20 protein-coding genes are annotated in these 20,112 nt (G+C 42.2%); 6 read left to right on the forward strand and 14 right to left on the reverse strand.

Going from position 1 to position 20,112, the window contains the following annotated elements; genetic code table 11:
* Positions 1 to 30 precede the first annotated feature (30 nt).
* Together ppdK and ACJVC5_RS03075 are read right to left on the reverse strand one after the other, a co-directional pair.
* Positions 31 to 2,688, reverse strand: a complete 2,658-nt coding sequence (gene ppdK / locus ACJVC5_RS03070) for a pyruvate, phosphate dikinase (RefSeq protein WP_408097918.1) — start codon at positions 2,686 to 2,688, stop codon at positions 31 to 33.
* A gap of 18 nt (positions 2,689 to 2,706) precedes the next feature.
* The gene (locus ACJVC5_RS03075) at positions 2,707 to 4,026 is read right to left on the reverse strand and encodes a glycine--tRNA ligase (protein ID WP_408097920.1); all 1,320 of its coding nucleotides are present in this window, start codon (positions 4,024 to 4,026) and stop codon (positions 2,707 to 2,709) included.
* A 214-nt stretch (positions 4,027 to 4,240) separates the two neighbouring features.
* Between ACJVC5_RS03075 and ACJVC5_RS03080 the strand changes: the two genes are divergently transcribed.
* Positions 4,241 to 4,555 carry an ORF6N domain-containing protein gene (locus tag ACJVC5_RS03080; protein ID WP_408097921.1) on the forward strand — a complete coding sequence of 105 codons (315 nt, stop codon included), beginning with the start codon at positions 4,241 to 4,243 and terminating at the stop codon, positions 4,553 to 4,555.
* Positions 4,556 to 4,632: 77 nt separating this feature from the next.
* Here the strand turns inward: ACJVC5_RS03080 and ACJVC5_RS03085 are convergent, their stop codons facing one another.
* The 4 genes from ACJVC5_RS03085 to ACJVC5_RS03100 form a co-directional block, all read right to left on the reverse strand.
* Positions 4,633 to 5,022: an RrF2 family transcriptional regulator gene (locus tag ACJVC5_RS03085; protein ID WP_408097922.1), complete on the reverse strand. Its 390-nt coding sequence runs from the start codon at positions 5,020 to 5,022 to the stop codon at positions 4,633 to 4,635.
* Positions 5,023 to 5,042: 20 nt separating this feature from the next.
* A complete protein-coding gene (locus tag ACJVC5_RS03090) occupies positions 5,043 to 6,011 on the reverse strand; it encodes an FAD-binding oxidoreductase (RefSeq protein WP_408097923.1) in 969 nt (322 codons plus the stop codon).
* 4 nt (positions 6,012 to 6,015) lie between these two features.
* Positions 6,016 to 6,387 carry a group I truncated hemoglobin gene (locus ACJVC5_RS03095; protein ID WP_408097924.1) on the reverse strand — a complete coding sequence of 124 codons (372 nt, stop codon included), beginning with the start codon at positions 6,385 to 6,387 and terminating at the stop codon, positions 6,016 to 6,018.
* 121 nt (positions 6,388 to 6,508) lie between these two features.
* Entirely contained in the window at positions 6,509 to 8,221 is a 1,713-nt protein-coding gene (locus ACJVC5_RS03100; protein ID WP_408097925.1) for an ABC transporter ATP-binding protein, read from the reverse strand.
* A gap of 59 nt (positions 8,222 to 8,280) precedes the next feature.
* Here ACJVC5_RS03100 and ACJVC5_RS03105 point away from each other — a divergent pair, with 59 nt between their 5' ends.
* Complete coding sequence (locus tag ACJVC5_RS03105; RefSeq protein WP_408099220.1) at positions 8,281 to 8,769, forward strand: D-glycero-alpha-D-manno-heptose-1,7-bisphosphate 7-phosphatase; 489 nt, start codon at positions 8,281 to 8,283, stop codon at positions 8,767 to 8,769.
* On the opposite strand, the gene recO is transcribed toward ACJVC5_RS03105, so the two are convergent.
* Positions 8,755 to 9,579 (reverse strand): DNA repair protein RecO, encoded by an 825-nt coding sequence (recO, locus tag ACJVC5_RS03110; RefSeq protein ID WP_408097926.1) that lies wholly within the window; start codon positions 9,577 to 9,579, stop codon positions 8,755 to 8,757. The genes ACJVC5_RS03105 and recO overlap by 15 nt on opposite strands.
* Positions 9,516 to 10,430, reverse strand: coding sequence for a helicase-related protein (locus ACJVC5_RS03115; protein ID WP_408097927.1), 915 nt, complete (start codon positions 10,428 to 10,430; stop codon positions 9,516 to 9,518). The genes recO and ACJVC5_RS03115 overlap by 64 nt, the downstream gene beginning before the upstream one ends.
* A gap of 102 nt (positions 10,431 to 10,532) precedes the next feature.
* On the opposite strand from ACJVC5_RS03115, the gene ACJVC5_RS03120 reads away from it, so the two are divergent.
* The 3 genes from ACJVC5_RS03120 (at position 10,533) to ACJVC5_RS03130 (ending at position 11,730) form a co-directional block, all read left to right on the forward strand.
* A complete protein-coding gene (locus tag ACJVC5_RS03120) occupies positions 10,533 to 10,871 on the forward strand; it encodes a response regulator (protein ID WP_408097928.1) in 339 nt (112 codons plus the stop codon).
* Between the two features lie 85 nt (positions 10,872 to 10,956).
* Positions 10,957 to 11,463: a hypothetical protein gene (locus ACJVC5_RS03125; protein ID WP_408097929.1), complete on the forward strand. Its 507-nt coding sequence runs from the start codon at positions 10,957 to 10,959 to the stop codon at positions 11,461 to 11,463.
* Positions 11,464 to 11,475: 12 nt separating this feature from the next.
* On the forward strand, positions 11,476 to 11,730 hold the full coding sequence (locus ACJVC5_RS03130) for a NifU family protein (protein ID WP_408097930.1): 255 nt from the start codon (positions 11,476 to 11,478) through the stop codon (positions 11,728 to 11,730).
* A gap of 3 nt (positions 11,731 to 11,733) precedes the next feature.
* On the opposite strand, the gene ACJVC5_RS03135 is transcribed toward ACJVC5_RS03130, so the two are convergent.
* The gene (locus tag ACJVC5_RS03135; RefSeq protein ID WP_408097931.1) at positions 11,734 to 12,534 is read right to left on the reverse strand and encodes a carbon-nitrogen hydrolase family protein; all 801 of its coding nucleotides are present in this window, start codon (positions 12,532 to 12,534) and stop codon (positions 11,734 to 11,736) included.
* A gap of 58 nt (positions 12,535 to 12,592) precedes the next feature.
* Between ACJVC5_RS03135 and ACJVC5_RS03140 the strand changes: the two genes are divergently transcribed.
* Positions 12,593 to 13,552, forward strand: a complete 960-nt coding sequence (locus ACJVC5_RS03140) for a lysylphosphatidylglycerol synthase transmembrane domain-containing protein (protein ID WP_408097932.1) — start codon at positions 12,593 to 12,595, stop codon at positions 13,550 to 13,552.
* 33 nt (positions 13,553 to 13,585) lie between these two features.
* On the opposite strand, the gene ACJVC5_RS03145 is transcribed toward ACJVC5_RS03140, so the two are convergent.
* From ACJVC5_RS03145 to ACJVC5_RS03165, 5 genes are all read right to left on the reverse strand, one after another.
* The gene (locus ACJVC5_RS03145; protein WP_408097933.1) at positions 13,586 to 14,209 is read right to left on the reverse strand and encodes a hypothetical protein; all 624 of its coding nucleotides are present in this window, start codon (positions 14,207 to 14,209) and stop codon (positions 13,586 to 13,588) included.
* A gap of 10 nt (positions 14,210 to 14,219) precedes the next feature.
* Entirely contained in the window at positions 14,220 to 16,022 is a 1,803-nt protein-coding gene (lepA, locus tag ACJVC5_RS03150) for a translation elongation factor 4 (RefSeq protein WP_408097934.1), read from the reverse strand.
* A 441-nt stretch (positions 16,023 to 16,463) separates the two neighbouring features.
* Positions 16,464 to 17,633 (reverse strand): PAS domain-containing protein, encoded by a 1,170-nt coding sequence (locus ACJVC5_RS03155; RefSeq protein ID WP_408097935.1) that lies wholly within the window; start codon positions 17,631 to 17,633, stop codon positions 16,464 to 16,466.
* Positions 17,634 to 17,648: 15 nt separating this feature from the next.
* On the reverse strand, positions 17,649 to 18,344 hold the full coding sequence (locus ACJVC5_RS03160; protein WP_408097936.1) for a potassium channel family protein: 696 nt from the start codon (positions 18,342 to 18,344) through the stop codon (positions 17,649 to 17,651).
* Positions 18,345 to 18,348: 4 nt separating this feature from the next.
* Positions 18,349 to 20,076 carry a TrkH family potassium uptake protein gene (locus ACJVC5_RS03165; RefSeq protein WP_408097937.1) on the reverse strand — a complete coding sequence of 576 codons (1,728 nt, stop codon included), beginning with the start codon at positions 20,074 to 20,076 and terminating at the stop codon, positions 18,349 to 18,351.
* Between the last annotated feature and the right edge of the window lie 36 nt (positions 20,077 to 20,112).

Here is a 20,112-nt window from a genome sequence, read left to right on the forward strand (position 1 = left end):
GAAGGCGCCCGTGAGAGCGCCTTCTAGTGATTAATTTCTTAGAGCTGCCTGAGCTGCTGCCAGACGAGCAATTGGAACGCGGAACGGAGAACAGCTCACGTACTCAAGTCCAATCTTGTGACAGAACTCAACTGACTGAGGCTCACCACCGTGCTCACCACAAATACCTGCATAAACTGCAGTATTTGTTTTCTTACCTTCAGAAACCGCGTGCTTCATTAAGAAACCAACACCGTCCTGATCGATTGAAACGAATGGGTCACGAGGGTAAATACCTTTCTGTGTATATGTTGGAAGGAACTTACCAGCATCATCACGAGAAAGACCAAAAGTTGTTTGAGTCAAATCGTTCGTACCAAATGAGAAGAACTCCACTTCTTTTGCGATTTCCCCGGCCATGATACAGGCACGTGGAAGCTCAAGCATGGTTCCCATTTTGTATTTCACAGTATGATTTTTCTCTTTGAATACTTTTTCGATCTCGGCCTTACACTCTTCCTTGATCATTGAATACTCTCTTACTTCAGTAATAAGAGGGATCATGATTTCAGGAAGAACTTTAATTCCAGCTTTATCAGCGTCAATCGCAGCTTCGATGATCGCTCTCACCTGCATGAGGTAAATTTCAGGATAAGTCACGGCCAGACGACAACCACGGTGACCAAGCATCGGGTTGAACTCGTGAAGGGCATCATTACGCTCTTTCACGGCATTAACGTTGATTCCAAGAACTGCTGCCAGTTCCTGTTGATCTTTCTCGTTGTGAGGTAGGAACTCGTGAAGAGGAGGATCCAGAAGACGGATGTTTGCTGGAAGACCATTTAGCTCTTTAAAGATTCCTGCGAAGTCAGAGCGCTGGAATGGAAGAAGTTTATCAAGCGCCTTCTTTCTGTCTTTTTCGTTTTCAGCGAAGATCATTTCACGAACGGCAAGAATACGCTCAGGAGCAAAGAACATGTGCTCAGTACGGCATAGACCGATACCTTGAGCGCCGAACTGAATCGCAGTCTTTGTATCTTCCGGAGTATCCGCGTTTGTTCTTACTTTCAAGCGACGAACACCATCCGCCCATTTCATGAATGTCGCGAAGTCGGCCGTGATTGAAGCTTCGATTGTCGGAACAACGCCTTCGTACACTTCACCATTAGCACCGTCGAAAGTGATGAAATCACCTTCTTTATAAACCTTACCTTTAACCGTAAGTGTTTTTTCTTTTTCATTGATCACAAGGGCCGTACATCCAGCAACACATGGCTTACCCATACCACGAGCAACAACCGCTGCGTGAGAAGTCATACCACCACGAGCAGTTAGAATACCGCTAGAAGCGACCATACCGCCGATATCTTCCGGAGAAGTTTCTGCACGAACGAGAACAACTTTTTTACCGGCCTTGTGCCATTCTTCAGCGTGAGCTGAAGTGAACACCATCTGCCCAGAAGCAGCACCCGGAGAAGCTGGAAGACCTGTAGCGATTAGAGTCTTCTTCGCTTTTGGATCAAGACGTGGGTGAAGAAGTTGGTTCAGATCTTCTGGAGAGATACGAAGGATCGCTTCTTTCTCAGTGATCATGCCTTCTGCCACGAGATCCACTGCCACTTTAAGAGCAGCATTTACTGTACGTTTAGCATTACGAGTTTGAAGAATCCAAAGCTTACCATTCTCAATAGTAAACTCGATGTCCTGCATATCTTTGTAATGCTTCTCAAGCATTTTATAGTCTTCTACAAGGTCAGCGTATGCTTTTGGCATAACTTCCTCGAGAGTCTTATGATGCTTGTTTGATTCCATCTTCGAATCATTATTGATTGGTTGCGGAGTACGAATACCGGCCACAACGTCTTCACCTTGAGCATTTACCAGGAACTCTCCGAAGAATTTCTTTTCACCAGTAGATGGATCACGAGTGAAACATACACCTGTGGCACAAGTGTCACCCATGTTACCAAACACCATTGATTGAACGTTTACGGCCGTCCCCCAATCATGAGGAATGTTGTTCATCTCACGATATTTCATCGCACGGTTATTGTTCCATGAACCAAATACTGCGCCGATGGCACGCCATAGTTGCTCCATTGGCTCTTGCGGGAACACAATTCCGTGATCTTCAAGAAGGACGCTCTTATAAACTTTTACTAGCTCTTCAAGGTCAGCAGCAGTCAGATCAGTGTCCTCATGCACACCGCGGGCCTCTTTCAAATCTTCAAGATTAGATTCAAGGTGAGAAGTATTCACACCAAGAACCACGTTAGAGAACATCTGAATGAAACGGCGGTAAGAGTCCCAAGCAAAGCGAGGGTTACCTGTTTTCTTGGCAATACCAAGAACTGTTTTATCGTTAAGACCAAGGTTAAGAACAGTGTCCATCATCCCTGGCATTGAAGCGCGAGCGCCTGAACGAACCGAAAAAAGAAGTGGATTTTCAACGTCACCAAATTTCTTACCAGTCAGTTTTTCAACCCAGGAAAGTGACTCAAGCACCTGGTCTTTGATTTCTTTTGAGATCTCTTTATTCGTTTTATAGAAATCAAGGCAAGCTTCAGTTGAAACTGTAAACCCAGGAGGCACAGAAAGTTTCATTGAGCACATCTCAGCAAGGTTTGCACCTTTACCACCGAGAAGGGCCTTCATGTCTTTGTTCCCATCCGTTTTTTCAGCAGAAAATTTATAGACCCATTGTTTCATTTCAACGTCCCCTTACTCTTAAAGAGAAAATTTTTCTTTAATGTATGACTTAACTTTATCAAGAGCTACGCGCTCTTGAACCATTGTATCGCGGTCACGAACTGTCACTGAGTGATCAGTAAGTGTGTCGAAATCAACCGTGATACAAGCTGGAGTTCCAATCTCATCTTGACGACGGTAACGCTTACCAATTGAACCAGCTGTGTCGTACTCACATTTGAAATCTTTTTGAAGATCGCGAAGAAGTGCTGTTGCAGGTCCTTCAAGATCTGGCTTCTTCATAAGCGGCATAATTGCGGCCTTGATTGGAGCTAGAGATGGTTTGAATCTCATGACTACGCGCTCTTTCTCAGCGTCCCCTGGGAACTCAGTTCTATAAGCGTCTGACATGATCGCCAGCATACAACGGTCACAACCAACTGAAGTTTCAAGCACGTATGGAAGATATTTTTTATTTCCATCAAGCTGATCAACGTAGTTAAGGTTTTTCTTAGAGTATTCCTGATGTTGTTTAAGATCGAAATCTGTACGAGAGTGAATCCCTTCCATCTCCCCCCAACCATGAGCGAATTGATACTCGATATCGAAAGCAGCATCAGCGTAGTGAGCAAGTTGCTCGTGCTTTTTCCACTGAAGACGCTCTTTGCGAAGACCGTTCTCAAGGTGCCAGTTCCAACGAAGTTCTTTCCACATCTCCATTGCCTCAGCTTGAGTGCCTGGCTTAATGAAGTATTGCATTTCCATTTGTTCGAACTCACGAGTTCTGAAAATGAAGTTACCTGGAGTGATTTCGTTACGGAATGCTTTACCGATCTGAGCAATACCGAATGGAAGTTTTCTTCTCATTGTAGTTTGTACGTTCGGGAAGTTTACGAAAATACCTTGGGCCGTTTCAGGACGAAGATAAACTTTCGAAGAAGTATCTTCAACCGGACCCATTTGTGTTGAGAACATAAGGTTGAAGTTACGGGGTTCAGTGAATGAGTCTTTAGAACCACAGTTTGAACAAGGAGCATTTAGATCAATGTTGTCTGCGCGGAAACGAGACTTACAAACTTTACAGTCCACTAGTGGATCAGTGAAGTTATCAACGTGGCCCGAGGCCTTCCATACAGTTGGATGCATAAGAATAGCAGCATCAACACCGTCGATATCATCTCTGTAAGTCATGGCCTTCCACCAAGACTGCTTTAAGTTATTTTTTAATTCAACACCAAGAGGACCCATGTCCCAACAAGAACCAAGTCCACCGTAGATTTCTGAACTTTGAAAAATAAAACCACGATGCTTAGAATGGGCCACTAAATCGGCCATCGATTTCAGATTCTCTTCTGACACAATGCACTCCTGATGAAATAAATATAGAATATAAACGCCAAGATTTTATCACAGAGACGGTGCTCTTTACTAAGGCAAAATAGAATGACGCAAATTAACTTTTAGAATTTGGGCCCGACTTCTTTTTTGAACAAATAAAAGTCTCAAATCGAAAAAAGATAGAACAAAAAACTGCCCCGATTTAACTTCGCTACTAACTTTTCTAGGAGCGGCAATGGACAAAAATCAAATCGAAAAAAAGATTTATATAATTCGCGGACAAAAAGTAATGCTAGATTCAGATTTGGCTGAGCTCTATGAGATTCAGACCAAGGACTTAACAAGACAGGTAAAGCGTAACATCTCTCGCTTTCCAGATGATTTCTTGATTAGACCTAATTCCAAAGACTTAGAGAATTGGAGGTGCCAAATTGGCGCCGCAAATGACATAACCAACTGGAATCACATGAGAAAATCCACTCCCATACTCTTCACAGAAAATGGCATCGCTCATTGGAAGTTTTCTTGCAATGGAAAACGCAAACTCTGAAAAGATCAATACGAAGAAATGGTGACGCCCAAATTACCTACAAATCGAAATAAAATAGGACTGAAAAAGATAACGGACTAAACAAGATCTTTAATTTTGTAACCCTTGAGTTCACTCACAAAAGCTCTCGTCGCACGACTAAGCATTCCTTTGAGTTTGCAATTAAGACTTAACTGGCAGGTGTTGGTCTCAGAGTTAAAACACTCAACCATGTCCATTTCTTCGAATGAAGTGAAAACTTCGGCCACACTTTTGTTGGCCATGGCCGTATTGAACTCTATTCCTCCCTTCGGACCTGGTACTGTGTGAACGTATCCCAGTTCAGAAAGTCTATTTACAACAACACTAAGGTGGTTCTTTTTGATGTCATAAAACTCGGCGATTTCTGCAATCGTGACCTTTCTTTCTTCACGTTGAAGAAAGATCAGCACCCTCAAAGCATAGTCGGTTTTTAGTGTAAGTTTCATGTTTAGCTAAAAATAGCATATCAAACCTTTTTATTAGAAACAAAGGCATCGCTGAATATTTTTTTAGAAGGAACACCTTTTAAAAATACAGTCTGTTTTAGTTTTTTGACCATATCCGGATCCCCGCAAACCATGACAGTCGTGTTCTTAATATCAAATTCGTGTTTTTTTAGTAGCTCAACCAGGTCTCCTTGTAAGAAACCTTCTCTGCTCTCCCCGGTCAAATAGGCAGGAAAATATTGAAACTGAGGACACTTCTCTTCGAGGTTTTTCAGTTCTTCCACAAGATACAAACTCTCAAGGCGAAGGCCTCCATGAAAGAGAGTGATCTTACCCTTAAAACCATTGGCAATTGCCTCTTGAACGATTCCGTATAAAGGTGCTAATCCCGTGCCGACTCCCAAAAGCAAGAGATCATCATTCTCCATCTCATGAGTTAAATAACACTCTCCTACTGGACCGCTGAGAGTGATCTTGTGCCCAAGAAGTTCAGCATCATATAACCAATTCGACATCATCCCTTGTGGAACTTTTCTCACATGGAGTTCAAGGGTCTGATTGTTAGAAACGCTTGCCAAAGAGTAAGAGCGGCACAGTTGATCTTCTCGAATGACATTCACAAACTGTCCGGCCTTATACTCAAGAGGTGAATCAAGCTGAACTTTCAGAATGACTACGCTACTTGAGACCCGCTGTTGAGAGATGATTTTCCCTCCCACCGGCGGGCCCGATTCGTTAGAATCGAAAATTTCAAAGTCTTTATTCAGTGACTGCTGACAAGTATAGAAAAGCCCAGCTTCCTTTTTAGTTGGCCTAAGCCCTTTTTGAGATGCTCCATCTACTGGAGTGCTGGTTTTCATCACACACGACTGACAAATTCCACTTCGGCAAGAATGAGGAATCTTCTCACCATTTCGAATTAAGCAATCCAAAACTGTTTCTGATTCTAATCCTTCAAAAGAACGATTTTTGTAAGTCAGTGTGGCCATAAAATTATCCTTCTCTGCCTAATACTTGTCCGCGAACACTTTCAGCAATTCCAGCGACCTGTGAAATCAATTCTGCCGGCACGTTTAACTCTTTTAGTGTTCCACCTAAAAGCTCGATCACGGCGTCCACATGACTGTCATTTAGACCTCTCGCCACTAAATGCTTATGACCCTCTTTCATGTCTAGGCCCGAGTATTTTGCTGGTCCACCAAAGGCCATAGTTAGAAATGCTTTTTGTTTGTTGATTTGATCTTCCATATCTACATCATCGAAAAAACGACTGATGCGATGGTCGGCCAGAACTTTTCGATAAAAAATATCGACTGCTGCATCTACGGCCGCTTCACCACCAATACTGTCAAACAAACTACTCATCCGAACCCTCCATTTTGAATTGATATATTTTAAATATATCAATTCAGGGTCAAAGTAAAGTACGGATAAAGAACCGGGTAAAAAGTAAAAAAAGGCTGATTTAAATCAGGACTTGATCGGCTTATTCTCTTTGAGAAAGCTCAAATAATTTTTTGTACTCACCACCAAGAGAGATGAGCTCTGGGTGAGTTCCCTCTTCAATCTTCACCCCGTCTTTCATAACGACGATGCGATTGAAGTCTTTCAAAGTCGAAAGTCGGTGAGCAACTGCAATGACTGTTTTATGGCCCGCCACTCGATCAAGAGCGGCCTGTACGATTTTTTCTGATTCGTTATCAAGTGCTGAAGTCGCTTCATCAAACAAAAGCACATCACGGTTTTTAAGAAACGCGCGAGCAATTGTTAGACGCTGACTTTGACCTCCTGAAAGTCGAAGGCCTCGGTCACCGATCTGAGTATCAAGCTGCTGAGGAAGGTCTTTAACATACTCCCAAGCATACGAAATTTTCAAAGCATCCATGATTTCTTCATCAGTATGCTCGTCGCCGGTTGTGAGGTTTTCGCGAACGGTATCGTTGAACAGGAAAACGTCCTGGCTCACGAGGGCAAATACCTTACGTACAGAGGCCAGTGTGTATTCATTAATGTTCACGCCATCAATGAGAATCTCTCCACCAGTAACATCATACAAACGAAGAAGAAGACTAATGAGAGTTGATTTACCTGAACCCGAAAGACCAACAAGGCCAATTTTTTCGCCTTTATTGATCACAAGGTTAAAGCCTTTAAGAACAATTCCCTCACCGTACGTGAATGAAACGTTTCTAAATTCGATGGTTTTTTCAAAGGACTTAAGTTCTTTGAGATCGCCCTGAGGCTCTTCCTCAACACTTAAAAGTTCAAAGATACGAGAAGCTGCCGCTTGGGCCTGGTTCAGTTTTGCGTTCGCCTTGCTGTAACGACGAACAGGATCCATAAACATTGCAAGTGCGGCAACAAAAGAAATAAATCCACCGGTAGTTAAACTACCAGAAGTGATTCGATGGTGTGCGAAGACAATCACAACCGCAAAGGCAATGGAACCAATAAGTTCCACCAATGGGTGCGAATGTTCTTCTGCCGAGTTACTTTTACGACGGTGAAAAAGGAGCATCTCTTGCGTTCTTTCAAAACGATCAATGATGTATTCCTTAAGTCCAAAGGCCTTAATGATTTTTTGGCCATTCAGGGCCTCACCCACAATGTGAGTCATCTCAGCATTGTCCGATTGAGCGCGACCTACATATTTGCGAATTCGTTTACCAGTAAAGTGAAGTGTCACAATGAAAAGCGGAGCAACCGCAAAGATCACAAGAGTTAATTGCCAGTCATGATAGAAGGCCACACCCAAAAGGGCCAAGGCGGTGATCGGTTCGCGAACAACTTCCAAAGAGTTCTTGAAAGCTTCTGAGAAAACCGAGGTATCGTTCATGATAGTTGAGATCAAATTCCCCGCTTTCTGTTTCGAATAAAACTTGGCCGGAAGATTTTGGAACTTCAGATAGATCTTTGAACGGATAACACGAGTAGATTTATCCACCACTTGGCGAAGACCAAAATAATGGAAGTAACGAAGTGGATAGTTCAATACTCCTAGGAATACCAACAACAGAGCAAGGTTTCGGGCATCTTCGAAAGTTGATCCGGCCGAAAAACCTTTATCGAAAATATCTTTAACCAGGTAAGCTTCGTACGCCTTAATACCAGCGAGGGGCAGGGCCAACAACGTGGCGACCAACGCCTCCTTCCAAAAAGGACGAATATATGGGAACATTGACTTAAGCACTTTGAGCATGGGAGCTATCTTAAGCTTTAACGGAGGCTAAGTAAATTAAAACGCGGAAGGCAATTTTCCTGGACAGAGATGGAACGTTGATCGTGGACAAGAACTATCTCTCCCGAGTGGAAGAGATGGAGTATTACCCGGACACCCTCAAAGCTTTGCAACTTTTTCAGCAACTTGGGTACGATCTGTTCGTGGTAACAAATCAATCTGGCGTTGGTCGAGGGTATTTTTCCCTTGAGGCGGTCTACGTTATCCACAAACAACTCCAAAACGACCTCCGAGAAAATAAACTCTCCCCATTTAAAGATTTTGCCATTTGCCCTCACTCGCCGGACGACGGCTGCGAATGCCGAAAACCTTCGGGCCAAATGATTTCTGACCTTATGGAAAAGTACCACATTAATCCTGATCATTCGTACATGGTGGGCGACAAACTCATCGACGGTGAGGCCGGAAGAAATGCGGGAATCCAAGGTATTCTTGTTCGTCATGCTACTTCGCCTGACTTTCCTCACTACAAAACTCTCTTGGATTTTGCGAATTCACTTAAAAAGTAGCGAGTACGAGCGAAGTTCAACTGGTCTCAGATGATACTGATGACAAAAGTATTGGATCAATTTATCACACTCAGAAAAATTCGTGCCTAAAAACCCTGCATATTCTTGATAACGAGTCTGATAACCCTTCTTGATTCTGAGTAAAAACCCTCTTTCATTTTCACCCTGAGCACAGTTTTGGCAGGCGAATTGTCCGTTGGCCGGCATAAACACCACTCCCGGTATTTCTAAAAGATCTGCCTGGCAGTAAGAGCAATTGTCAGTGTCCGGCATGATTCCCAGATGGAAAAGGAGTTTCACCATGAAGAGAGTCAGATGTTGCCCGGCCTCAAATTGTTTTTTCACCAACGCATCTTCAATGTAAAAAAGAGCGTTACTCACAACTGAGAACACTCCCTCATGATCGAGGTTTTGATAATCACTGGTGCCGGGTTGAAAAGTGATGGAGAATTTTGAAATGAGTTCAAAATATAAGCACACCAGATAAAAAGCGCGAATATCGTGACGAACACTTTGCGGTTCCCAGATACGACTGTGTTCAGCTGAAATCATGAGATCACTGGAATCAATTTTGGTTTTTTGATCTTTGATCATAATTCTCATCATGGATCCAAGTTCAAAAATTGAAGGTTTATGACTTTTTCCTCCACCTTGCCCGCCATAAATATAAAAGCTTCCCACCATTCCGTTACGAAGTAACAGTTTTACGATGAGATCTCTCTCTTTATAGGGAACGCGATGAATGACTAGTCCTTCAAAAACCAAGTGGGCCTCAGGGTAAGTTTGACCTTCATTTTCAAACTTATCCAAGAAACTGCCAAGAGATTTGTCCACCAATTCCACCTAAGTCCAAAGGGTCTTTCCAGAGCGAAAACCTGATAAGATTCCCCTCGCCTTCCACCCCGGGCCACCATTTGAATCCAAAAATCAATATTTTGCACGGGATAGAGGAAAAAGATTTTTTCTATTCGAGGGAGATTCACACCATGACTCAAAACAGTGGTGCTGATAATAAAATCCGGATATGGAGTGAGTTGTAGTTTGGCCGGCATGAACTGCGACTCTCCACCGAGGCAAGAGACCGTGGTAAATCCCAATTTCCGGAGATGTTTCTCCCAATACAAAACTTCATTCCGGTACCGACAAAAAATGAGTTTTACTGATTCATTCTTGGGTTGAACTTCGATCAGATTTCTTACCCATTTCACACCCGGGGCCCTTAGATATACAGCAGGAGAATTTTTTAATTTCTGATTACCTTGATCAATCCACCAAATCCGATCAAATTGTGTTTCAAAATATGAAATTTCTTTCTTCATATCTTCCGACAGTGTTGCCGTTAACAGATAAGTTTGTTCGGAAAATTGAGACAGTTCAAAAAAGCATTCCCACATTCTTTCGCGGAAGGTATCGCCCCAGTAAAAGAACAAATGGAACTCATCAAAGATCACAATCTTACGGAAAATCTTTTTACAGAGCCATTCTTCAGGAGTCATCACATCAATAGAATTCTGCCAATTTTTTCGACACTCATCTGCCAATGCCCGCAATGGAGAGATGACTAAAATTCGTTCGGAATAAAATGCTTGGCCCAGAGAGGATATCCAAAAAGTTTTTCCAGAAGCTGGTGGTGAAGTCAGAAGAATTAAATCTTGAATCATTCAAAGTTCATATCGCATTTACCTTTCGAAGAACTCTTCTTCTCAACTTTCGATAGTAATTTTTCAGGAGAGAACTTTGTAAATTTTCTTATACTCACGCACATGAAAATAATGATTGTGGATGATGAAGCCGATATTGGTTTCATACTTGGAATTGAACTTAAAAGACTAGGTCACGAGATTCAAACTTTTGAATCAGCGATTGCCGCGAAAAGTTATCTCGAAAAAGAAATTCCTGATGCGGTTCTTTGTGATTTTCAAATGCCGCGCATGAATGGATTGGAACTTTTTATGTGGCTTAAAGAGCAAGGGCATCAAATTCCATTTTATATTTTAACGGGAGAGCCATCTGTGGATGCGAAGCAACTTTTAAGCAAAGGAATCACTGATGTTTTATTCAAACCTGAAGACTTACTGCGCCTCTCAAAAATATTCAAATAGGATTTATTTTAGCTATTCGTCTGGCCAAAAATGGCCAAATGCGGTTTAATTAACCAATTAAAACAGTTTCATTAGGGCATCTCTCATGAAGTATGGTTTATTTTGTGTTCTGACGCTCTGTCTAATTTTCGGCGCGTATCAAGCAGCTCAAAACAAAATCGAAAGTCCATTAGCGATCTCATCTCTAAAACTAGGGATGGATCTTGAACAACTTGAAGAGGTCTTTGGTACTCCTTCTGCTCAATCACGCAATCAACTTACTTATATTTTGAATGATGGTTCTGAACTCTTTATTACTCTTCGTGATGATGTAGTTTCCAGTGCTAAAGTAAAATTCCACCGCACGATTAAAATCCAAGATCCAGAAATGAAAAAACTCACTCTGGTTCAAATGGATTCACACAATTTAGATAATAATCCTAGTTGGTTTTTTGCGGGTAACCCTGCAGAAGGTTTGATCTACAAAATCACTAGCGAAGGTACAATCGAGAGCCTTACTTGGGTTCCGCCTTTCACTTATGGCGCCAACCGACCAAAGCAAGTACAAGCACTTCTGCGTGATTTTCAAACTCAGAAACTAAGCAATCTGTGATATAATCCACGCATGATCACACAAATTGAAAAACTCTTCGACCAACAAATTCGTCCAGCACTCGCTCAACACGGTGGTAACGTGGAAGTTGTTGATGTCGATAACAATATCCTATTCGTTAAGTTCTATGGCGGTTGCCAAGGTTGCTCAAGTTCAAAGGCCACACTGAAAGGTGGTATTGAAGCTTTGATTAAGCAGAACTTTCCTGAGATCTCGGAAGTTGTTGACGTGACTGACCATCAGAACGGCACAAATCCTTACATGTAAGGATTAAGCTTTCGGATCTCGCAATACGTTCATACGAGCACGAACAGCCTCAATCTTTTCCAGACTGATATCAGCGAAGATAATCTTCTCGCCCTCTCCTGCGTCCGCAAGAATTTCTCCCCATGGATCAACAATAAGTGAGTGACCGAAAGTACTCATCTTCTCGTTGTGCTGTCCCCATTGAGCAGAAGCAATTACATAAGATTGATTTTCAATCGCACGAGCGCGCACCAGTGTGTGCCAATGAGCTTTACCAGTCGGAACAGTGAAAGCAGAAGAAATCGAAAGAACGTTTGCCCCTTGTGAAGAATACGAGCGGAAAAGTTCTGGGAAACGAAGATCAAAACAAATCGATAGACCAATTTTAAATTCTTTAAGTGGAAGAAGCTTTGGCGTATTTCCACTCGTGTAAACCTTGGACTCGTTCACCACGGTGTTACTAGGATGCTTCGATAGATCAACTGCAAAGAGGTTCATCTTATCGTAGATCATGAGTTCAGTACCATCGGGTGCGAAGTTATAAGAACGGTTCATGATCTTGCCATCAACGTTCGTTGCGGCCGAGCCACCTAAAATATATAGGCCAGAATCCACAGCAAGTTTCCGAATGGCCTCATAGTGTTCATTCTTACCTTCCACCAAATACGGAGTTGGCTTCGTACCATCTGACATGGAGTAGAAAACTTCCGGTAAAAACACCGCTTCTGCACCATTTGTACGCGCCTCATCTAAAAACTTACGAATAGTCTTAAGATTTTGGGCCGGATCAAGGACTGATTGAAGCTGAATTACACCCATCTTCATAGGGAAACTCCATTAAACTTTTGCCACGGTTATAAGAGAGTTATAAGATCATCGGGCCATGCTGAAAACACTTTTTATAAACGCACTTAAAATCCTCATTGCGGCCGCTTTAATTTACTGGCTTATTAATTCCGGTAAATTAGATTTTAAGCTGTTAGCTCAGCTGGTGAATCATCCATTAGCAATTGTGGCAGCAGTTTTTCTTTCAGTGGTAAATTTCGTCCTGGTTTCATACCGTTGGGAAACGATTCTGCGAGCTCGTAGTCAGGTGAAAATTCCTATTTTGGGTCTTTTGCAGATCACATGGATTGGACAATTTTTCAGCTCAGTTCTTCCTGGAAGTGTGAGCGGTGACTTAGTTAAAATTCTTTACGTTCAAAAGTTTGATGAAAACTTCTCTAAGAAATTTGTCTTCGCTTCTATTTTGATTGATCGAGTGATGGGCCTTTCTGGTCTTATTCTCTTAGTGGGAGCGAGTTCACTACTTTTTGGCCGTCACATTCTTGAAACAGCTCCAGCCATGGGTCCTCTACTAAGCATCAACTATCTTCTGGTGATGTTAGTGGTGCTCTCTCTTGGAACCTTTTTTTATTTTCACAATTGGGTAAGACTTGTTCTTGTAAAATGCCAGAGCATTGCTCTGAAAGGTGTGTTTGAAAAGCTCACATCCCTTTGGGACGATCTTGTCATGATTAAGGGGCACATGCTTAAAGCAGTCGGTCTTTCTATCATGGTCCAATTTATTGCGGTCTTAATTTTCTGGTCTTTGATTCATCCATTCGTGGGTGGGAACATGGACTTCGTTCAGGCCCTGGCGTTTATTCCAATTGGGCTTATGACTCTTGCTCTTCCGGTGGCACCATCAGGTCTTGGTGTTGGTCACGCTATTTTCCAAAAACTCTTTGAGTTCTCCGGCATTCAAAATGGTGCTTCTCTTTTTAACCTATACTTCGTAGTGACGTTGGTCGTGAACGTGCTCGGAGTGATTCCTTACGTCCTTACAAAAACCAAGAAATAAAAAAGGCCCGGAAACGGGCCTTCTCTTTTTGAATTAATTAAAAATAAAGATTTTAGTTGGATCAATGTGCGAGTAGTGCATCGCTTTTGTTTTAAGCTGTTCCAGCTGAAGAAGATAATTTAATTCATCTTCAAAGCTGTTCTGCTTGCGCACTTTCTTAGACTGTTTTTTAAGAATTGATTTCACACCTTGAGGAAGCATGCAAACGCCTCTTAAAAGATAGTTTTCACCTTTGTACTTAATCACACGACCAGTAAAAACATCACCTTCAATCAAGCTGATTGTTGGATGGTTTTTCACTAGAGTGATCTTCTCATCGTGAAGGATATCTTTAAGAACGATTTGTTTTCTGAAGCTCGTCTTTGTGAACTCAAACAATGAGTGATTCACATTGAGTAGTGCTTGCGAAAGGTCTTCTTCAAGTTGATTGTTACGAATGTAATCTTCAATCACTTTTGAACCATCTTTCTGACGATACTGGAAAATATACCAGTCGTTGAAAGAATTCATACGTGATTCAAACTCATCCTTATCTTCATCTAGTTTCCCAGTGAGAGAAAAATATTTTTCCTTCGCCTCTTTCAAGTCGTTGAAAAAATCACCTTGCGTGTAAAGGCCTAAAACTTTGTCTAAATGGTTATGAACGGTGTCGAGCATAAAAGATATTCTACTCTTCAGTCTTCAGAACTGCCAAGAAGGCTTCTTGAGGAATTTCGACATTCCCGACCATTTTCATACGCTTCTTACCCTCTTTCTGCTTCTCTAGTAGTTTACGTTTACGAGAAACGTCACCACCGTAACATTTCGCGAGTACGTTCTTACGAAGGGCCTTCACAGTTTCACGAGCAACAACTTTTGCCCCGATGGCCGCCTGAATTGCAATATCAAATTGCTGACGATCAATCACTTTAAGTAGTCGATGAGTCAGGTCTTTACCTTTCTGTTGCGAAGTACTTCGGTGAGTGATCACTGAAAGTGCATCAACTTTGTCACCATTAAGAAGAACATCCAGCTTCACCATGTCTGATTCTTGGTACTCATGAAGTTCGTAATCCATGGAAGCGTAGCCTTTTGATAAAGACTTAAGCTGGTCATAGAAATCGAACATCATTTCTGAAAGTGGAAGGATATAGATCAACTGCACACGATCTTCTGTGATGTAGTTGATCGCCTGCTGACGACCGCGACGGTCTTCGCAAAGCTTAATGATTTTTCCTACGAATTCATTCGGAAGGTGAATCGAGAGCTTCACTGTTGGCTCTAAAATTGTATCAATGATACTTGGATCCGGAAGCTTGGCAGGGTTATCCACGATGACCTTGTCACCATTTTGAGTCACTACTTCATAAGAACAAGAAGGAGCAGTGGAAATCAGAGCAAGATTGAACTCACGCTCAAGTCGAGTCTGAATAATGTCCATATGAAGCAGTCCCAGGAATCCGCAACGGAAACCGAAACCAAGAGCTTGTGAAACCTCAGGCTCATATGTGAACGAAGCATCGTTCAAAGCGAGTTTCTCTAATGCCTCTTTAAGAACTTCATATTCTTCAGAGTCTACCGGGAAAATCCCGCAGAACACCATCGGCTTAACATCTTTATAACCAGCAAGTGACGGAGTTGAATCTTTCTTATCTGTATGAACAATCGTGTCCCCGACCTTTACGTCACGAACAGTCTTGATACCACAGATAATCATCCCTACTTCACCGGCACCAAGTTCATTCACTTCTTGATAGAACGGAGTGTGAACCGCGAGCTTAATAACTTCATAGTCCTGTTTAGAGAACTTGAAGTGAATCTTATCTTTAACTTTTAAATTTCCTTCCATGATACGGGCAAGCACCACCACACCTCTGTATGGGTCAAACCATGAATCAAAGATCAGGGCCTGAAGTGGATTTACCACTTGCCCTTTCGGAGGAGGAATAACTTTTACGATTTCTTCCAGAAGTCCATCAACACCCAGACCAGACTTACCAGAAACAAGAGGAGCATTCGAAGCATCAAGTCCAATTACATCTTCAACTTCTTTTTTAACTTTATCCGGATCAGCGTGAGGAAGATCGATCTTGTTAATCACAGGAAGAATTTCAAGATTGTTTTCAAGCGCCATGTATACGTTAGCAAGTGTTTGCGCTTCGATACCTTGAGAGGCATCTACGATCAGAAGTGCTCCTTCACAAGAAGCAAGTGAACGAGATACTTCGTACGTGAAGTCCACGTGGCCCGGAGTATCGATCAAGTTGAAGAAGTAAGTCTTCCCATCTTGCGCTTTATACTGAAGACGAACTGTTTGCGCCTTAATTGTAATCCCACGTTCTTTTTCAAGATCCATGTTATCCAGAAGGCGGTCAGTCTTCTCACGATCAGTAATCGATTTGGTCATCTCAATGATTCGGTCAGCGAGAGTAGATTTCCCGTGATCGATGTGAGCAATAATAGAAAAATTTCGAATCAGACTGGTGTCCATAAATGCTTGTAAACCTTCGTTTTTGTAAGGCTCAACTATAGCCTATTTTATTCGAAGCTACACTCAAGATTTTACGTTGATTCGGACAAAACAACTCTTTGCAGCAAAATGACTAAAATGATTTTCTCAGTATTTAGCGCTTTCTAACCTGGCACCTTTTCGACATAGAAATCAATTCTGAATTTGCTAAAATGGAAGGACACCGAATTCTTGGATTCCCAAGAACTGGTGGGACCCGAAGGCCCAAGAGGAATCATGCAGGGAAAAGGGGTGATTCCTCTCTCCTTCCGGGACGTGTTCATGCAAACCTCCTAGGCAAGTTTAAAAAATCTAAGTTGGCGAATTGAAAGGACATAGTAAGCCATGCGGAAAAATAATTTCCGAAGGCATCAGATAGAAATGACCGGAAATAAAAAAGGCCCGGAATCGGGCCTTTCAAAGTTAAACGAAAACTTCTTTTGAGATAATCATCATGTAGTAATCCAGATTCGACTCTTTGGCACGAATTGGAATGACGTTGGCGTAACCCTGGTAGGCCTCTTCCGTGTCTTCAAACACGTACTCACCCGTCGCCGGATCAATCACTTTTTTACGTTTAGGAATCGTGATCTCAGCGTTTTCAATTTTCGAACGGCGTTTAATCGCAAGTTCAAAAGTCTCAACAATTGAATCCGGAATCAGAGTATCAGTGATGTTTTTATTAATAACGTCATCAGATTGCATTTCAAGAGTCGCGTACATCGGGTTATTCATATAAATAAGTTCACCCTTGGCGTTTGAAATCATGATGTTCTTTTTAATCATGTTGGCCAAAGTATCAAACTTACGGTGCTCAACTGAAATACGATCAGTACGAAGCTGCTCAAACTTTTTCATATTCACGATCATTTTGTTCAACTCGCGAGCAAGCTCACCAATCTCATCATCTTGATCGTAGTAAATGGAAACGTCGAAATTTACGTCCTGAAGCTCGCGAACGGCATCGTTAATCTTCTTGAACGGCATGGCGATTTTTCCTGGAACAACTAGAGAAAGAAGGATCGTCCCAAGGAATGTAATAATGAGAGTAATCAACATATTTCGACGAGTTTCGCCGATGATCGCCTTCACTTGCTTATCTCTTTGCTCATTCTGGAAATACTGAATGTCCTGAAACTCAGAGAAGGCCTCAAGGATCTTGTCCGTTAACTCGTTAATTGTCGAAATCCCTTCACCATCTCTATAAAAGAGTGATGATTTACTCACGATGGTTTTAAGTGAGTCTACATAACCTTGCATTTTAGAGATGATCTTTTTCGCCTCTACTTCCGTATAAAAACTGTCCAGACGCTGAAGCTGAGACTGGAAACCTTCACATAGGTTCTCAAGACGTTTTAAGTCTTCACCAGTGGGCTTCGTCGTCAGGATCTTTTTCTGCATTTTAAGAATCGAAACAGCAGAAATCCTCACTTCATCAGTCAGAAGCGAGATCTTATTTGAATTCACCGTGATATTAGAAATCTGGTTATTCAGGGAATCCAGGAAGAAAAAAACCGTAAACCCCATCACCAGCACAACGATGTTGGCGATGATGAAACTGAAGGCCACACGGCGTTTAAGAGACAATTTCATATATACTCCGGAAAATTATACTTCTTCTAAATCTGAGAAAAGACGATCAAGGTTCTTTTCACTACCAACGAGAACAACGATATCGTCGGCCTCAATGACATCCATCGGTAGAGGTGAATCATTGATCACCACGCGATAAGCGGCCTTTCCTTCTTCACTGATATAAGGAACACGCTTCTGAAGGGCCACAATATTAAGGGAATAATTCTGACGAATCTGAGATTCAACCAGGGTCTTCCCTTCAAAGGCCTTACCAAGCTTAAGCTCTACGATAGAGTAACCGGCCGCAAAGTTATAACGTTGAAGAACGTGAGGAGCGGCAATCTTACTCGCCACGATCTCTCCCATCTCTTCTTCAACTTTAATAATTTCTGAGGCACCAATTTCACGAAGAACGTGCTCATGCAGAGGCGTCGTCGCACGGGCAACCACACGTCCCACACCAAGCTTTCTGAGCATCGCCACCGACATAATACTCATTTCAATATTGTCACCGATCGCCACAATCGCCGTATCCACATCTGAGATGTTAACCGCACGAAGAGACTTTTCTTGAGTCACGTCGATACAGATGGCGTGAGAAACCTTATCTTTAATTCGGTCTACGAGTTCCGGATTAGAATCAATCGCCAGAACTTCCGCCCCTTTTTCAAACAAACGAACCGCAGTTTTTGCTCCGAATGTTCCTAGTCCGATTACAGCAACAATCATATTTTTATCCTATTAGTACTTTCCCTTCAGGGTATTCAACTTTATTTGGTAATACAGCACGAGATCCAACCGCCAGAACGAGAGTGAGAGGTCCTACTCGACCTACAAACATCATCAGGATGATGGTAATTTTTCCGAGCACAGTCAGGAACGGCGTTATTCCGAGAGACAGACCAACCGTACCGAAAGCACTGGTCACTTCAAAGAGAAGGGCCAAGAAACTCTTGTCCGGTTCAAGTCGCATCATCACCAACACTCCCACACTCACGACAATAAGTGAGATAATGAAGATGGCGATGGATTTCACGACGGTAGCGGCGGGAATTCTTCTCTCGAAAAACTCCACATCAAACTTACCTTTTAAAGTCGCAGTCACTGATTGCAGAAGAACCGCAAACGTTGTGGTCTTCACACCACCTCCGGTTGAACCCGGTGAGGCGCCAATAAACATCAGGAGCACCAGCATATAAAGGCTGTGCGGGTGAAGTGAGTTTAGATTAATGGTATTAAAGCCCGCTGTTCTTGGAGTAACAGATTGGAAGAACGAAACCTGGAATCTTTCCCACATACTCATGTCTTGGAAAGCATGGAGAAACTCTCCAAAGAAAAGATAGATGGTCCCGAAGGCCAGTAATAGAGTATTCACCGATAATACGATCTTGGTATGAACCGTAAGATTTTTGAAAGAACGTTTATATTTTATGGCATCCGTTACATCTTTCATGACCGAGAAACCGATACCACCAAGGATAATCAGGAATGCAACAGTCATTGAGATCAAGGGCTCAAACTTAAAATCTTCCAGATTGTTATTAAATAAAGCATACCCAGCATTACAGAATGCCATGATGGCATGATAAAAACCAAAGTACAGGGCCTGACCAATCTCAAAACCTTCTTGGTAAAATCCCATGGTTAAAATAATCGCCCCAATGAATTCGATCATGAAAGTGTAACGAATAATGTCCACAATTAGGCTGAGTAGCTCTTCTGAACTAGAAGTATCAAGCACATCGTGCATGATTACCTGCTCTCTCATCTGAAGGTTTTTCCCCATGATCACGGCCATGGAACTTGAAAGAGTCATGATCCCGAGACCACCCACTTGAGTAAGAATGAGCATCACCATTTGGCCAAAAATACTAAATTCATCCGGCAAAGAAATTGTTGAAAGTCCCGTCACACAAGTGGCCGAAGTCGCCATGAAAAGGGCATCAATAAAAGCGATGCTTTTACCTGGCGCCGCTGACACCGGAAGAATAAGAATCAAAGATCCTAATAATATCCATCCACCGAAAGAAAGAAGGACCACTTCCGCAGGGGCGAGTTTCAGACGGAATAAGAAACTACTAGTACCCGTGTAACTTGCCTTGGCCTTGGTCTCTTCCTTTTCATAAAAAGAAATGACCGTCGAGAACAGATGGACGGCCGATAACCAATAAATAAATTCAATGTCCCCCCAGGTAATTATCAGAGGAACAAAAATAATCAATGAAAAGACATAACGCCGGAAAAAATCTTCGAAACCATCGCTCTTTAAAAAGTTAGAAGCAAGAGTTATAAAGAGAATTAACGGAACGACCCAGATAGCGTGGGCAAGAATCAAATCCATCGGAAGCTTGGCAAGGATATGCGGAAACCGATTAGATTTTTGTAAGGTATAAACGACTACAAAGAAACCATTGACGAAAATTTCGAGCAACAATGGTATTCTTCCCATAAAATAATTCATAACGCTAATTTTACGTCCTTTTTACAAACAATCCTA

This window comes from Peredibacter sp. HCB2-198, from assembly GCF_045999315.1.
Taxonomy (GTDB): Bacteria; Bdellovibrionota; Bacteriovoracia; order Bacteriovoracales; family Bacteriovoracaceae; genus Peredibacter.